The organism is Streptomyces afghaniensis, assembly GCF_044327915.1.
In the GTDB taxonomy this organism is placed as follows: Bacteria; Actinomycetota; Actinomycetes; order Streptomycetales; family Streptomycetaceae; genus Streptomyces; species Streptomyces afghaniensis.
Window position 1 is genome coordinate 625,353 of sequence record NZ_JBIRGJ010000002.1, and the last position, 14,118, is coordinate 639,470.

A 14,118-nucleotide genomic window follows, 5' to 3' on the forward strand; every position below is an offset into this window, starting at 1 on the left:
ATGAGGGCTCTGCACATCATCACCGGCCTCGGCGTCGGCGGGGCCGAGCAGCAGTTGCGCCTGCTGCTGCGTCACCTGCCCGTCGACTGCGACGTCCTGACGCTCACCAACCCCGGTGCGGTCGCCGAGGGCCTCGCGGCCGACGGCGTCCGCGTCATGCATCTCGGCATGGGCGGCAACCGTGACCTGGCCGCGCTGCCGCGCCTGGTCCGGCTGATCCGCGCCGGCGGCTACGACCTGGTGCACACCCACCTGTACCGCGCCTGCGTCTACGGCCGGTTCGCCGCGCGACTGGCCGGGGTCCGGGCGGTCGTCGCCACGGAACACTCCCTGGGCGACTCGCAGATGGAGGGCCGCAGGCTGACGGCGGGGGTGCGCGGGCTGTACCTCGCCAGCGAGCGGCTCGGTTCGGCGACGGTCGCCGTCTCCCCGACGGTGGCCGAGCGCCTCAAGCGCTGGGGCGTGCCCGCGCCCCGCATCGAGGTCGTCCCGAACGGCATCGACCTGGACCGCTTCCGCTTCGACCAGGAGCGGCGGGAGCAGACCCGCCGGCACCTCGGCCTGCCGGAGGACGCCTGGGTGGTGGGCGGTGTCGGCCGGCTCACCGCGGGGAAGCGGTTCGACGTCCTCGTCCGCGCGCTCACCCTGCTCCCGGACGACCATTGGCTGCTGCTGGTGGGCGGCGGCCCCGAGGAGCACGCCCTGCGTCGCACGGCCCACGAGGCCGGCGTGGCCGGCCGCGTCGTGTTCACCGGCGAACGTCCCTACGTGCCCGACGGCTCGCCCGGCCCGGACCTGCCCTCGCTCACCTCGGCGATGGACCTGCTCGCGTCCCCGTCCACGGACGAGGCCTTCGGCCTGGCGGCCGTGGAGGCGCTGGCGTCCGGCCTGCCCGTGCTCTACGCCTCCTGTCCGGCCATCGAGGACGTGCGGCCGGGCGCCGCCGGCACCCGGCGTGTGCGCGGCGGCCCCGAGGCGTACGCCCGCGCGATCGCCGAGGTCCGCGAGGCCGGCGCCCGGCCGCGCACCGCCTCGGAGGTCGCCCACCACTACAGCATCACCCACTGCGCGGCCCGTCTGACGGACGTGTACGCGGCAGCGGTCTCCAGTTCGCCGTCCCTCTCACCCCTGGGAGCCACCTCCTCATGACCGACACTCCGACCCGCCAGCGCCGCCTGTCCCTGGCTCGTCTCAAGGGGCTTCCCCTGTGGTCCGTGCTCGCGGCCGGCACCCTCGCCGGGGGTCTGCTCGGCGGTGCGTACGGCTTGCTCACCCCTTCCACGTACACGGCCACGAGCTACGTCATCGCCGTACCGACCGAGAAGTCCACGCCGGACGCCGCCCTCGGATTCGCTCAGGCGTACGGCCGCGTCGCCACCCAGCTCGCCGTGCTCGGGGACGCGCAGGTGTACGCGGGTGTGCCCGTGCACACCCTGCAGCGCAGTGTGCGCACGGCGACGTCGCCGGACGCGCCGATGGTCGCCGTCTCGGCCACCTCCTCGCGCCCCGGCCTCGCCGTCGACATGGCGAACGCGGTCACCCGTTCGCTGACCCGCCACGCGGACGACACCAGGGGCAACACCAACGTGCGGCTCGTGCAGTTCTCGCGGGCGGTGGAGCCGAGCGAGCCGACGTCGGCTTCACCGGCGGTGACCGGTCTGGTGGGAGCGAGCGCGGGCGGTCTGCTGGGCGGCCTGGCCCTGCTGGCGCGGCCGCGGAAGACCGGCCAGGACGACGAACCCGCCCCGGCCCCCTCGGTGCCCGGCCCGGCCGCCGCCGCCGATGTGCGCGGACAACGGTGACGACGGCGGGCCTGGCCAGACATGGCGCCGGGGAGCGCCGTTTCGCCGTGCTCTACCACCAGTCGAAGCGGAGGCAGAGCTTCCCGCCGAGCCACTCCTCCACCCAACTGCCCAGGTCGAGCGGCGTGCAGTCCGCCGGGGGCGGCGGCGTGCTGGGCGGGGTCGGCTTCGGCGTGGGCGTCAGGGGCGGGGTCGCCTGGTCGGTTCGGCCGAACAGGGCGGACCGGTAGAGGTGGGACGACCTCGGGTTGGCCCCGCACTGCCACACGCCGTGCGGGCAGTAGTCGGTCAGCGTGTTGTAGAGCGGTTTGTGTTCCTCCATCCAGGCGAGCATGCGCCGCATGTACTCGGCATTGTCACCGTTGCGGAAGAGACCCCATTCCGGATAGGAAATGGGCTTGCCGTGAGCCTTCGCGAAATCCACGTGGTGCTGCAGCCCGTAGGGCTCTTTCACCTGTTGGTCGAACGACATCCCGGCCGGCTGGTCATAGGAGTCCATGCCAATGATGTCGACCGTGTCGTCTCCCGGATAGCATTTCGTCCAGGGAACGGCGTCCACGCCACGACTCGGCGTGAAATCGAACCGAAACTTCTGGCCCGGCACGGAACGCATGGTGGTGACGATCCGATTCCAGTACTTCTTCCAGGCCTCCGGGTCCGGCCCGCACCGATGGGTGTACGTGGTGCCGTTCATTTCCCAGCCGAGCACGACGATCGTGTCCGGCACCTTCAACTCCACCAGCCGCTCGGCCAGGACACGGAAGTGGTGATCGAACTCCCCGGCGGCGCCCTGCCGCAGCAGCCGCCGGACCTCGCTGTCGGAGACGCCCTCCTCGTTGCGCTCCTGCATGGGGACGTTGAGGACGAGCATCCGGTCGGGCTTCTTGTTGCGCCAGTGCGCCCACACCTTCAGGAAGTCGGCGGAACCCTCGATGTCGCGCCAGCGGTGGCCCGGCAGGTAGGTGTGGCCGGCGCGGAGCTCCGTGCCGCCCAGCCAGTGGCTGAACAGCGGCATTCGGGCCACGCCGCGGCTGTCGGACTTGAGGAAGACACCGAAGGCCGGGACTTCCTCGCCCACCGCCGGGGTGGTGGCCGGGGCCGACGGCGCCGAGGGCGCGGGGACGGCCGGAGGAGTGAGGGCCGAGGGCGTGGCCACGGGCGTCGGGCTCGGTGCCGGAGCCCGCGGATCGGCGGCTCGCGCCACCCCCACCCCCGCCGCGAGGCCGGACGCCAGGGCGGCCGACGCGGCGACCGCTGCCGCGCCCAAGGCCAGCCGGCGGACCCCGGCCCGCTTGTGCTGTGGGGCCATGCCTGTTCCTTTCTTCGCTCTCGTCCGGACTACTGCCACCGTTTGTGTTATTGACGGGCAGTCATATGAAGTCAGTCACAGAAAAGCCAATAGCGCCACAACCGTTACGACTTTCGAGTGCCGGGCTCGCCCGTGCGGGTGAGCCGATCGAAGAGAAAGAGAGAATTCGTGTCGCTGCTCGACACCCGCGTCCCCGCTGTGCTGCTGCGGATCGACCGGAATCCCTTTCACCACGGAACCCTGGGGGCCGCGCGTTCGCTCGGCAGGTCGGGAGTGGAGGTGCACGTCGTCGCGGATTCCGCGGGAAGTCCCGTGGGCGCGTCACGTTACGTACGTCAGATGCATCCCCCGCCGCTTCCGGGAGCGTCCCCGGACGACGTTCTCGCCGTGCTGCGCCGCGTGGCCGACGCGATCGCGCGCCCCGCCGTGCTGGTCCCGTTGGACGACGCGAGCGCGATCGCCGTGGGACGGATGCGGGACGAACTCGCCCCTTCCTACCTGCTGCCCTCGATGCCGGGCACTCTGGCCGAACGCGTCGCCGACAAGGCGGAACTGGCCGCCGTGTGCGCGTCCACCGACGTCCCGCACCCGACGACGCTGATCCCGGACAGTCCCGCGGAGGTCGCCGACGCCATGCGGCGGCTCGGGCTGCCGGTGGTGGCGAAGTGGAGCCGGCCCTGGCTGCTGCCCGCCGGCAGCGGACTGCGCAGCACGGTACTGGTCCGCTCCGTGCAGCAGGCGCGGGAGCTGTTCCTGCGCACGGGGGAAGCGGGCAGCCGGCTGCTGCTCCAGGCGTACCTGGCACCGGGGCCGGACCGGGACTGGTTCTTCCACGGCTACGCCGACCACTCGGGCACCGTGCGCGCGGGCGGACCGGGCCGCAAGCAGCTGTCCTGGCCGCGCGGGGCGGGGCTGACCGCGGTGGGCTGCTGGACGCCCAACACGCAGGTGCAGGCGCTGGCCGAGCGGCTCGCCGACGAGCTGGGCTACCGGGGCATCTTCGACCTGGACTTCCGCCGCTGCGGCGCGACGGGCCGCTACCACCTGCTCGACTTCAACCCGCGCGCCGGCGCCCAGTTCCGGCTCTTCGCGGACAGCGCGGGCCTGGACGTCGTACGGGCCCTGCACCTGGATCTGACGGGCCGTCCACTGCCGGCCGGGGCGCCGCTGGCCGGGCGGGCGTTCGTGGTGGAGAACTACGCGCCGCTGGCGGCGCTGCGTGCGGCGCCGGGCGGGCGTGAACTGGCCTGGTACGCCGCGGACGACCGCGCGCCCGGACGGGTCATGTGGGCCCAGTGGTGCCGGCACGTGTCCCGCCGGCTGCGTGAGCGGCTGGGCACGACGACGACCGCCCCGGCGCCCCCGCTGATCCCCCGGGCGGCCTCGCCCTCCCTGACCGACAACGAGAAAGCGAGCAGTTGATGGTGTACGACCTTCTGGTGGTGGGCGCAGGCCCGTACGGCCTGTCTATCGCGTCCCACGCCGCGGCCGCCGGGCTGAACCTGCGCGTGTTCGGCCGGCCCATGGCCTCCTGGCGGGACAACATGCCCCGCGGCATGTTCCTGAAGTCGGAACCGTGGGCGTCCAACCTCTCCGACCCGGCCGGGCGGTGGCGGCTGGACGTCTACTGCGCGGAGCACGGCCTGACGGCACGTCACGCGAAGCCGATTCCCGTCGAGGCGTTCGCGGAGTACGGCCTGTGGTTCGCCCGCCACGCCGTGCCGGAGGTGGACGAGCGCATGGTGACCCGTGTGTCGGCCGGGCCCGGCGGCTTCACGGCGGTCACCGAGGACGGGGAGGAGGTGCACGCGCGGACGGTCGCCCTGGCGGTCGGTGTGATGCCCTTCGTCGAGGTACCGCAGGCACTGCGCGGACTGCACCCCGCGCTGGTGACGCACAGCAGCCACCACAGTGACCTCGACCGCTTCCGCGGCAAGGACGTCACGGTGATCGGCGGCGGTCAGGCGGCCCTGGAGACGGCGGCGCTGCTCGCCGAACAGGGCACGCGGGTGCGGGTGCTGGCGCGGGCGGAACAGCTGGCGTGGAACGATGTGCCGCCGCCCTGGGAGCGCCCCTGGTGGCAGTCGGCCCGCTCCCCCCACAGCGGGCTCGGCCCCGGATGGCGGAACTGGTTCTACGCGGAGCGTCCGGGCCTCTTCCGGCGGCTGCCGGAGCCGACCCGGGCTCGCATCGCGACCACGGCGCTGGGGCCGGCGGGCGCGTGGTGGGTGCGGGACCGGGTGGAGGGCGTGGTGGAGCTGCTGCCGGGCCATGAGGTCACCGCGGCCTGTGCGGTGCCGGGCGGGGTACGGCTGGACACGGTGAGCCGCGCGGGTGCCCTGCGCAGCCTGGAGACCGAACACGTCATCGCCGCGACCGGGTTCCGGGCGCGTTGCGACCGGCTCGGACTGCTCTCCCCCGAGTTGCGCGGAACGCTCGCGGCGCTGCCGGACGGCTCCCCGGAGGTCGGGCGCAGCTTCGAGTCCTCCTACCGCGGCCTGTTCCTCGCGGGCCTGGTGACGGCCTCGGGCTTCGGCCCGGCCATGCGCTTCGTGCAGGGCGCGTCCTTCACGGCGTCGACCCTCGTCCGAGGTGTGCGCCGCCGGCTCGGGGCGACACCGGTGGGCGGCACCGTCCCCGCACCGGTGGACGGCAGCCGGAGCGAGTCGCCGTCGCCGGTACGGCGCTGACGGGGAACCGCGCGGGTGACACGGGGGCCGCTGACGGCGACGGAGCCGTCAGCGGCCCGCCCTTGTGCCGGGGGCGGCGGCAGCGGCTGCGGCTGCGGTGTGACGCGACGGCCGACACCCCCCGGATCATGTCGACGGGGGGTGCGGGTGATGCGTGTCCCGGGAGGCCAGGGGCCTCGCACCGGGACCGGGAAAGTGACGGGGCGGCCACGGCACCGGCTCGCCCCGGGGAGTGGCGGGCGGTCGTGGCGGAGATGCGTTGCCAGTCCGGTCCGTGCGGCGTGTGGTCCCCGGACCGGCTGTGGCCTGCCTCTGGTGGTGGCGGGCGCCGGTCCGGGGTGGGTGCGGGTGCCGGGCGGATCGCGTCCGGCACCCGGTGCCGGCTAGCGGGACCAGGTGGTGCGACCGCGGCGGTACAGCATCACCCCGCCGGCCATCAGGGCGGCACTGGCGACCGAGGCGGCCACCAGGGCCTCACTTCCGGTCTCGGCCAGCTGGGGCAGCGGGCCGCTCTCCTTTTCCGGAGTGGACGGCGTCTCGCTGTCCTTCTCGGGCGCCGGCGGGGAGTCCGGCGTCTCCTCGTCGTGCGGGGTGGGACGGTCCTTGGCCGGCGGGACCGTGCGGTCCTCGTCACTCGGCTTCGAGGTGTCGTCCTCGCCGCCGTAGCCGCCGTGGCCGCCGGACGAGTCGTTGTGGCAGGAGTTCTCGGACGCCTCGTTGAACAGCCCGAGTCCGGCGACGTTGTTGCCGCACGCGTTCACCGGCACGTCGACCGGCACCTGCACGACGTTGCCGGATCCCACGCCGGGGGAGCCCTTCGCGACCCCCTTGGCGTCCGCGCCGGAGCCCTTCCCCTTGTGCGAGCCGTTGCGGCAGACGTTGCCGAACGACTCGTTGAGCGCCGCGAGCACCTCGACGGTGTTGCCGCACAGGTTGATCGGCACGTCGACCGGTACCTGGACGTTGTTCCCGGACAACACACCGGGAGAGTCCTTCGCCACTCCCGACGCGTCGGAGTCAGCGAGGGCGGGGCTGCCATACAGGGACAGAATCCCCGTGGCGGCGGCCGCCGCGAACGCTCCCTTGCTCAGGGTCTGTCGCATTGCAGTTGTCCTCCTGCTTGAAGAATTGGGGCAGCCGGCCGCGGAACGGAGATCCACATCCAAGGTCGGCGGTGTGGCGGCGCGGAAAGTCGCAGCGCTGAACAGGAATGAGGCGTAGGGGGTGCTCGCTCGCGCCGAAGGGGCCGCGGAGTCGGTTCAGCGTTCCTCGCCCTGGCCCATCGCGACGGCCGGTCCGCCGGCAAACGCCGGGGTGGCGGCCGTCGTCGGCATGTCGATGGCGGAAGCGGCGGCGGCCGCGACGTTCATAGCCTCCTTGAGCACTGCGCGTTCCTTTCTCGTAGCGCCGCATGCTCTACTGCCTCATCAACCCGGTGCAGGAGAATTGGTTCCGCAGGTTCACCCGGTTGGCCCGCGTCGCATTTCGGAAGACCGCACCCGTGTTCAATCCCGGCGGCGGTCGGCCTGTCCGATGGCCTCGGCGAGTTCGCGCACCGCCCCGTCCTCCGTGGCTCGGGCCAGCGCGCGAGCACGGTCGGCGAGTTCGGCGAAGGGGACCGGGGCTCCGGGGACGCGGCGGTAGCGGTCGTCGCCGGAGCGGAGGGCGTCGGCGAAGTAGGCCGCCACCGCGGTGACCTGGAAGCGGCTGGGAGCGGCACGCAGGGAGTCGTGGAGGGCATCGGTCTCGAGGTCGCCGGACTCCTCGTGGGGGTCGCGGGTGTCCGGGTCGAGCCAGCGGACGGTGGCGGTGGCCAGGTGGCCTTCGGCGCCCGGCGCGGTGCGGACGGCGTAGAGGGCGGTGACGGTGTGGCCGGGTCCGACCTCGCCGCCGTCGACGCGGTCGTCGCGGAAGTCCTCGTCGGCGACCCGGCGGTTGTCGTAGCCGACCAGGCGGAACTCCTCGACGGTCTCGGGGTCGAAGGCGACCTGGGCCTTGGCGTCGCGGGCGGTGAGGTCGATGTTGCGCGGGAGTTGCTCGCAGAAGACCTTGCGGGCCTCCTCGGTGCCGGACACGTACACGGTGTGGCCGTCGCCCTTGTCGGCGAGGCGTTCCATCAGGGCGTCGCCGTAGTCACTGCCGACGCCGACGCCGAAGAGGGTGATGCCGTGCTCGCGGCGTTCGCCGGAGATGCGCTCCAGGATCGTGTCGGCGTCGGTGTCGCCGGTGTTGGCGAGGGCGTCGGAGACCAGGACGACCCGGTTGGTCGCCCCCTCGCGCAGGCCCTCGACGGCCGTCTCGTAACCGGTCTCGACGCCCGCGCCGAGGTTGGTGGAGTCCCGGGTGTCCAGCTCGGAGACGACGTCGTGGATCTCGTCGCGGTTGCCGTCGAGGCGGGTCATGGGCAGGACGGTCTCGGCCTCGTCGCTGAAGGTGACGATCGCGACGGAGTCGTCGTCGCGCAGCCGGTCCGTCATGACCGAGAGGGACTCCTGGGCGAGGTCCAGGCGGCCGGGTTCGGCCATGGAGCCCGAGACGTCGATGACGAAGGTGAGGGCGGCGGGCGGGCGTTCGCCGGTGCGTTCCGTGGTGCGGGTGGCCAGGCCCACGCGGACCAGGGACCAGTCCTCGTCGTCGGTGCGGGCGCCGTCGACGGTGACCGAAAAGCCGTCGCCGCCGGGGCGTTCGTAGTCCTGGCGGAAGCTGTTGACGAACTCCTCGGGGCGGACCGTCGACGGGTCGGGGAGCCGGCCGTCGGCCAGGGTGCGGCGGGCGTAGTCGTAGGAGGCGGTGTCGACGTCGAGGGCGAAGGTGGAGAGGTGGTCGGGGGCGGCCTCGCGGTCCTCCTGCTCGCTCGTGCTGTCCTCGTCCCCGTGGGCGGGCGCGGGCAGACCCGAGGTGTCGCGGTCGGCGGCACTGCTGCCCTCGCTGCTGCCGGCTCCCCCACTGCACGCGGTGAGCAGCAGCCCGCCCGCCGCTGTGAGCGCCAGCAGCAGCCTGCGTGTCCGGTACCGCTCGTACGGCTTCATCGTCCGTGCCCCCTTGGTCCGTTGGCGTCGCCTTCTTGCGACTGTGACGGCGCAGGGGGCCGGAACGTGCGGTACGGAGGGTTGCGGAAGCGTCTCGAAGCGGCCACGGGGACCGGCCTTCGAGACCGGTGGGTGATCCTCCGTTGACCTAGGAGACGACGTCCTTGCGGGCGAAACCGCGGAAGGCCAGGGCGAACAGCACGAGCGCGTACGTTACGGAAATCGACGTGCCCTGGATCATGTCCGTCCACTGCAACTGCGGCTGGACGGCGTCGAGCCAGGCGTACTGCCAGTGCGCGGGCAGGAAGTGCCGCCAGTCGCCGAGGGCCGTCACCTCGTCGAGGACGCTGCCGATGATGGTCAGGAACACCGCGCCGCCGACCGCGCCGAGCGGTGCGTCCGTCCGGGTCGACAGCCAGAACGCGAGGGCGGCGGTGACCAGTTGGGACACCATGATGTACACGACGACGATCAGCAGGCGCTGGGCCGCGGTGCCGGTGGGCAGGGTGCCGCCGGTGGGCAGCTGGAGCGGGCCCCAGCCGTAGGCGGCCGTGCCGACGACGAGGGCGACGATCGGGAGCAGGACCAGCGCGGCCAGGCTCAGGCTGAGTCCGACGGCGATCTTGGACCACAGCAGCCGGGCCCGGGGCACGGGCGCCGCGAGCAGATAGCGCAGGGACGACCAGCTCGCCTCCGAGGCGACCGTGTCGCCGCAGAACAGGGCGACGGGGATGACGAGGAGGAAGCCTGCGCCGGAGAAGAGGTTGACGGCGGCGAAGTTGGCCCCGGACGCCGTCGCCGTGTCCATGAGGTTCACGCGGGTGTTGTTGCCGCCCGGGTCGCCGCCGACCTGGAAGGCGATGAGCAGGACGATCGGCAGGGCGAACAGGACACCGCCCATGACCATCGTGCGGCGCCGCTTCAGCTGCCGGACCAGCTCGACGCGGAAGGGCAGGGTGCGGCCCGCGCGGTAGCCGTCGGCGACCTCGACGGGCGCGGCCCGGTCGGCGAGCTTGCTCATGCTTCGGCTCCGATCAGGGTGAGGAAGGCGTCCTCCAGGCGGCGGTGCGGGCCGACCGACCGCACGGGCACGTCCAGCCGTACGAGTTCGGCGACCAGGCGCTGCGGGGTGCCGTCGGCGTCGAGCTGGACCAGGAGGCCCTCGTCGACGGGCACGGCCGAGGCGACGCCGGGCAGGGCGGCGACCTTCTCGACGACGGGCTCGTCCACGGGCGTGGCCGTGCCCACCAGGAGGGTGTCGCCCGAGCCGACGATGTCCTCGACCGGTCCCGCCTGGACGAGCTGCCCGTGGTCCATCACGACCAGGTGCGTGCAGGTCTGCTCCACCTCCGCGAGGAGATGGCTGGAGACGATGACCGTGCGCCCTGCCGCGGCGTAGCGGATCATCACCTCGCGCATCTCGCGGATCTGGGGCGGGTCGAGGCCGTTGGTCGGTTCGTCGAGGATGAGCAGGTCCGGCATGCCGAGCATGGCCTGGGCGATGGCGAGGCGCTGGCGCATGCCCTGGGAGTAGGTGCGCACCGCGCGGGCGAGCGCGTCGCCCAGGCCCGCGATCTCCAGGGCCTCCTCCAGGTGCGCGTCCTCGGCCGGGCGGCCGGTCGCGCGCCAGTACAGCTCCAGGTTCTCGCGGCCGGACAGGTGCGGCAGGAAGCCCGCGCCCTCGACGAACGCGCCGACCCGGGACAGGACCGGGGCGCCCGCACTGATGGCGTGGCCGAAGACGCGGATCTCGCCGCCGTCCGGCTTGATGAGGCCCATCAGCATGCGCAGGGTCGTGGTCTTACCGGCGCCGTTGGGGCCGAGCAGGCCGAGGACCTGGCCCTTCTCCACGCGGAACGACAGGTCCTTGACGGCGTACCGGTCGGCGGACTTGGCGTACCGCTTGGTCAGGTCCGTGATCTGGAGGGGCACTTCGGCGAGCTCGGGGTCCGGCGGGGCGGGTGCGGCCGTGCGGCGGCGTCCCGTGATGACCAGCGCCAGGGCGATCGCGGCGCCGGCGGCCGGCATCCACCACACCCAGGCGGGCAGCGGGCCCTGTGCGCTGCTCTCGCCGAGCGCCGAGGGGACCTTGAGGTCGCCCTTGAGGGAGACGGTGTACGTGGCCGGGGTCGCCGGGGAGGCGTAGCCGAGGTCCGTCGAGGCGAGGACCAGGCGCAGCCGGTGGCCGTCGTCGACCTCGTGGTCGATCGCCGGGAGGGTGATGGTGACGTCCTTGCCCGCCTTGGCACCCTCGACCCTGATGGGCGTGACCAGCTGGGAGGGCAGCACCGGCTGGGTGCGGCCGGGGCCGACGTCGTAGACCTTGGCGAAGAGCACGGCGTCGTCGCTGGTGGACTTCACGTGGACCGTGGCCGTCGGGGAGCCGGTGATCTGGACGTCGTCGCGGAAGGGGGCCGACTCGAACGCGGCGAACTGGCCGGGGAAGTCGAGGGAGATGCCCACGCCGAGCGAGGACAGCTGGCTGAGGCCGCCCGCGCCGCCGAGGCCGGGCAGGGCGGAGACGCCGGGCGGGCTGGCGCCGGGCGGGTTGGCGAAGCTCTGCTCGCGGCCGGCCAGGGCGATGGAGCGCTGCTTGCTCTCCAGGCCGGGGTAGCGGTCGGAGGTCACGCCGGTCAGACGGGGTTCGCCGTCGCCGGAGCCGAGGCCGAGGGTGCGGGTGACGCGGAAGGCGGGGCCGGTGTCGACGCCCTTGTCGTCCTTCAGGTAGCGGTCGAACCAGCTCTGCACGCGCCCCTGGACGCGGCTCGTCTCCATGTCGCCGCCGTCGTGGCCGCCGGCGATCCAGTCGACGTCGACGGGGGCGCCGCCCGCGCGGATCGCCTTCGCGGCCTGGTCGGCCTGGCCGAGCGGGAAGAGGGAGTCCGACTGTCCCTGTATCAGCAGCGTCGGCACCTTGATGCGGTTCCCGACCGCGGAGGGCGAACGCTCGTCGAGCATCTTGCGGGCCTCGGCATCCGGTTTGCCCGATTCTGCGACTCGCTCGTACATCCGGCACAGCGCGGGCTCGAACCGCTCGCAGCCACCGCCGGAGTTGACGAAGATGCCGGCCCACAGCTTCTTGAACACGCCGTTCGGGAAGAGCGCGTCGGCGAGGTTCCAGTACGTGATGGCCGGGGCGATGGCGTCCACCCGGTCGTCGTGTCCCGCCGTGAGCAGGGCGATCGCACCGCCGTAGGAGCCGCCGGCCATGCCCACGCGGGGGTCGCCGGGCTTGTCGAGTTCGACCTGGGGCTGCTTCGCGAGCCAGTCGATGAGCTTCGAGACGTCGGCTACCTCGCCCTTGGGGTCGTTCAGCCCGATTTTTCCGTTGGACTTGCCGAAACCGCGCGCCGACCAGGTCAGGACCGCGTAACCGTCCCTGGCGAGATCCTCGGCCTGCTGCCGTACGTCGTTCTTGCTGCCGCCGAAGCCGTGCCCGAGCAGGACGGCGGGGCGGCGGCGGTCTCCTCCGGAGGTGAAGAACGAGGTGTCGACGCGCACGCCGTCCTGGGTGTTCAGGAGCCGGTCGGTGCGGTGGACCGGGGGCGCCTCGTCGCCGGCGACGGCCGTCCACGTTCCCGCGCCCGCGAGCACGACGACGGCGGCCCCGGCGGCGAGGAGCCTCCGGGGCCTCCGAAGCAGCCCGTTCAGTCCGGGCAGTCGAAGATCCATGCGTCAACGGTACGGGGTCAACCTGTCGATGGGTTGTCGACCAGAGACCGAAGTGCAAGGCCTTCCAGGGGTGTACACGCAGTTCTCGGCGTACTGCGGGTGGTGTAGAAGCCTCAGTGGTTGCGGGGGAAGCCCAGGTCCACGCCCGCCGGGGCGTCGGCCGGGTCGGGCCAGCGGGTGGTGACGACCTTGCCCCGGGTGTAGAAGTGCGTGCCGTCGTTGCCGTAGATGTGGTGGTCGCCGAAGAGGGAGTCCTTCCAGCCGCCGAAGGAGTGGTAGCCCACGGGGACCGGGATCGGGACGTTCACGCCGACCATGCCGGCCTCGACCTCCAGCTGGAAGCGGCGCGCCGCGCCGCCGTCCCGGGTGAAGATCGCGGTGCCGTTGCCGAACGGCGAGGCGTTGATCAGGTCCAGGGCCTCCTCGTAGGTCTCCGTGCGCAGCACGCACAGGACCGGACCGAAGATCTCGTCCTGGTAGGCCTTCGCGCTCGTCGGCACCTTGTCGAGGAGCGAGATGCCGATCCAGTGGCCGTTCTCGAAGCCCTCCACGGTGTAGCCGGTGCCGTCGAGGACCACCTCGGCACCCTCGGCCGCCGCGCCCTCGACGTAGGAGGCCACCTTGTCGCGGTGGACCTTGGTGATCAGCGGGCCCATCTCGGAGGCGGGGTCGTTGCCGGGGCCGATCTTGATCTTCTCGGCGCGCTCGCGGATCTTCTGCACCAGTTCGTCGCCGGTCGAGCCGACCGCGACGACCGCGGAGATGGCCATGCAGCGCTCGCCCGCCGAGCCGTAGGCGGCGGACACGGCGGCGTCGGCCGCCGCGTCGAGGTCGGCGTCCGGGAGGACCAGCATGTGGTTCTTCGCGCCGCCGAGCGCCTGGACGCGCTTGCCGTTGGCGGACGCGGTGGTGTGGATGTAACGGGCGATCGGGGTCGAGCCGACGAAGGAGACGGCCTTGACGTCCGGGTGCTCCAGCAGGCGGTCCACGGCCACCTTGTCACCGTGGACGACGTTGAAGACGCCGTCGGGCAGGCCCGCCTCGGCGAGCAGCTCGGCGATCCTGATCGACGCCGACGGGTCCTTCTCGGACGGCTTCAGCACGAAGGTGTTGCCGCACGCGATGGCGAGGGGGAACATCCACATCGGCACCATCGCCGGGAAGTTGAACGGCGTGATGCCCGCGACCACGCCGAGCGGCTGGCGGATGGACGACACGTCCACGCGGCTCGCCACCTGCGTGGACAGCTCGCCCTTCAGCTGCACGCTGATGCCGCAGGCCAGGTCGACGATCTCCAGGCCGCGCGCCACCTCGCCGAGGGCGTCGGAGTGCACCTTGCCGTGCTCGGCGGTGATCAGCTCGGCGATCTCGTCGCGGTGCGCGTCGAGCAGCGCCCGGAACTTGAAGAGGATCGAGGTGCGCTGGGCCAGGGAGGACAGGCCCCAGGTCGCGAAGGCCTCCTTGGCGGCGGCGACCGCCGCGTCCACCTCGTCGACCGAGGCGAACGCGACCTTCGTCGTCACCTCGCCGGTCGCCGGATCGGTCACCGGCCCGTGCGTGCCCGAGGCGCCTTCGACGGTCTTGCCGCCGATCCAGTGGTTGACGATCTTCGTCAT

11 protein-coding genes are annotated in these 14,118 nt (G+C 72.5%); 4 read left to right on the top strand and 7 right to left on the bottom strand.

The annotated features are described in order from the left end of the window. Both ACH4G3_RS09030 and ACH4G3_RS09035 read left to right on the top strand, forming a co-directional pair. Complete coding sequence (locus ACH4G3_RS09030; protein ID WP_397623843.1) at positions 1-1,149, top strand: glycosyltransferase; 1,149 nt, start codon at positions 1-3, stop codon at positions 1,147-1,149. Then, the gene (locus ACH4G3_RS09035) at positions 1,146-1,802 is read left to right on the top strand and encodes a YveK family protein (RefSeq protein ID WP_397623844.1); all 657 of its coding nucleotides are present in this window, start codon (positions 1,146-1,148) and stop codon (positions 1,800-1,802) included. The genes ACH4G3_RS09030 and ACH4G3_RS09035 overlap by 4 nt, the downstream gene beginning before the upstream one ends. Before the next feature lie 52 nt (positions 1,803-1,854). Here the strand turns inward: ACH4G3_RS09035 and ACH4G3_RS09040 are convergent, their stop codons facing one another. Further along, positions 1,855-3,111, bottom strand: coding sequence for a glycoside hydrolase family 26 protein (locus ACH4G3_RS09040; protein WP_397623845.1), 1,257 nt, complete (start codon positions 3,109-3,111; stop codon positions 1,855-1,857). 168 nt (positions 3,112-3,279) lie between these two features. On the opposite strand from ACH4G3_RS09040, the gene ACH4G3_RS09045 reads away from it, so the two are divergent. After that, the gene (locus ACH4G3_RS09045) at positions 3,280-4,533 is read left to right on the top strand and encodes a carboxylate--amine ligase (protein WP_397623846.1); all 1,254 of its coding nucleotides are present in this window, start codon (positions 3,280-3,282) and stop codon (positions 4,531-4,533) included. Beyond that, positions 4,533-5,801 carry an NAD(P)-binding domain-containing protein gene (locus ACH4G3_RS09050; protein WP_397623847.1) on the top strand — a complete coding sequence of 423 codons (1,269 nt, stop codon included), beginning with the start codon at positions 4,533-4,535 and terminating at the stop codon, positions 5,799-5,801. Before ACH4G3_RS09045 ends, ACH4G3_RS09050 begins: the two co-directional genes overlap by 1 nt. A gap of 383 nt (positions 5,802-6,184) precedes the next feature. Here the strand turns inward: ACH4G3_RS09050 and ACH4G3_RS09055 are convergent, their stop codons facing one another. The 6 genes from ACH4G3_RS09055 to mmsA form a co-directional block, all read right to left on the bottom strand. Next, positions 6,185-6,904 (bottom strand): chaplin, encoded by a 720-nt coding sequence (locus ACH4G3_RS09055; protein ID WP_397623848.1) that lies wholly within the window; start codon positions 6,902-6,904, stop codon positions 6,185-6,187. A gap of 156 nt (positions 6,905-7,060) precedes the next feature. Next, entirely contained in the window at positions 7,061-7,186 is a 126-nt protein-coding gene (locus tag ACH4G3_RS09060; protein WP_397623849.1) for a hypothetical protein, read from the bottom strand. 120 nt (positions 7,187-7,306) lie between these two features. Continuing rightward, positions 7,307-8,830, bottom strand: coding sequence for a vWA domain-containing protein (locus ACH4G3_RS09065; protein WP_397623850.1), 1,524 nt, complete (start codon positions 8,828-8,830; stop codon positions 7,307-7,309). A 148-nt stretch (positions 8,831-8,978) separates the two neighbouring features. Then, complete coding sequence (locus tag ACH4G3_RS09070) at positions 8,979-9,851, bottom strand: ABC transporter permease (RefSeq protein ID WP_397623851.1); 873 nt, start codon at positions 9,849-9,851, stop codon at positions 8,979-8,981. Beyond that, the gene (locus tag ACH4G3_RS09075; RefSeq protein WP_397623852.1) at positions 9,848-12,502 is read right to left on the bottom strand and encodes a CocE/NonD family hydrolase; all 2,655 of its coding nucleotides are present in this window, start codon (positions 12,500-12,502) and stop codon (positions 9,848-9,850) included. The genes ACH4G3_RS09070 and ACH4G3_RS09075 overlap by 4 nt, the downstream gene beginning before the upstream one ends. A 113-nt stretch (positions 12,503-12,615) precedes the next feature. Then, positions 12,616-14,118: a CoA-acylating methylmalonate-semialdehyde dehydrogenase gene (gene mmsA / locus ACH4G3_RS09080; protein ID WP_397623853.1), complete on the bottom strand. Its 1,503-nt coding sequence runs from the start codon at positions 14,116-14,118 to the stop codon at positions 12,616-12,618.

Coding starts and splice junctions, on each gene's coding strand:
- ACH4G3_RS09075 (WP_397623852.1), bottom strand. CDS start 12,502: ATGGATCTTCGACTGCCCGGACTGAACGGGCTGCTTCGGAGGCCCCGG.
- ACH4G3_RS09035 (WP_397623844.1), top strand. CDS start 1,146: ATGACCGACACTCCGACCCGCCAGCGCCGCCTGTCCCTGGCTCGTCTC.
- ACH4G3_RS09065 (WP_397623850.1), bottom strand. CDS start 8,830: ATGAAGCCGTACGAGCGGTACCGGACACGCAGGCTGCTGCTGGCGCTC.
- ACH4G3_RS09055 (WP_397623848.1), bottom strand. CDS start 6,904: ATGCGACAGACCCTGAGCAAGGGAGCGTTCGCGGCGGCCGCCGCCACG.
- mmsA (WP_397623853.1), bottom strand. CDS start 14,118: ATGACGAAGATCGTCAACCACTGGATCGGCGGCAAGACCGTCGAAGGC.
- ACH4G3_RS09050 (WP_397623847.1), top strand. CDS start 4,533: ATGGTGTACGACCTTCTGGTGGTGGGCGCAGGCCCGTACGGCCTGTCT.
- ACH4G3_RS09070 (WP_397623851.1), bottom strand. CDS start 9,851: ATGAGCAAGCTCGCCGACCGGGCCGCGCCCGTCGAGGTCGCCGACGGC.
- ACH4G3_RS09030 (WP_397623843.1), top strand. CDS start 1: ATGAGGGCTCTGCACATCATCACCGGCCTCGGCGTCGGCGGGGCCGAG.
- ACH4G3_RS09040 (WP_397623845.1), bottom strand. CDS start 3,111: ATGGCCCCACAGCACAAGCGGGCCGGGGTCCGCCGGCTGGCCTTGGGC.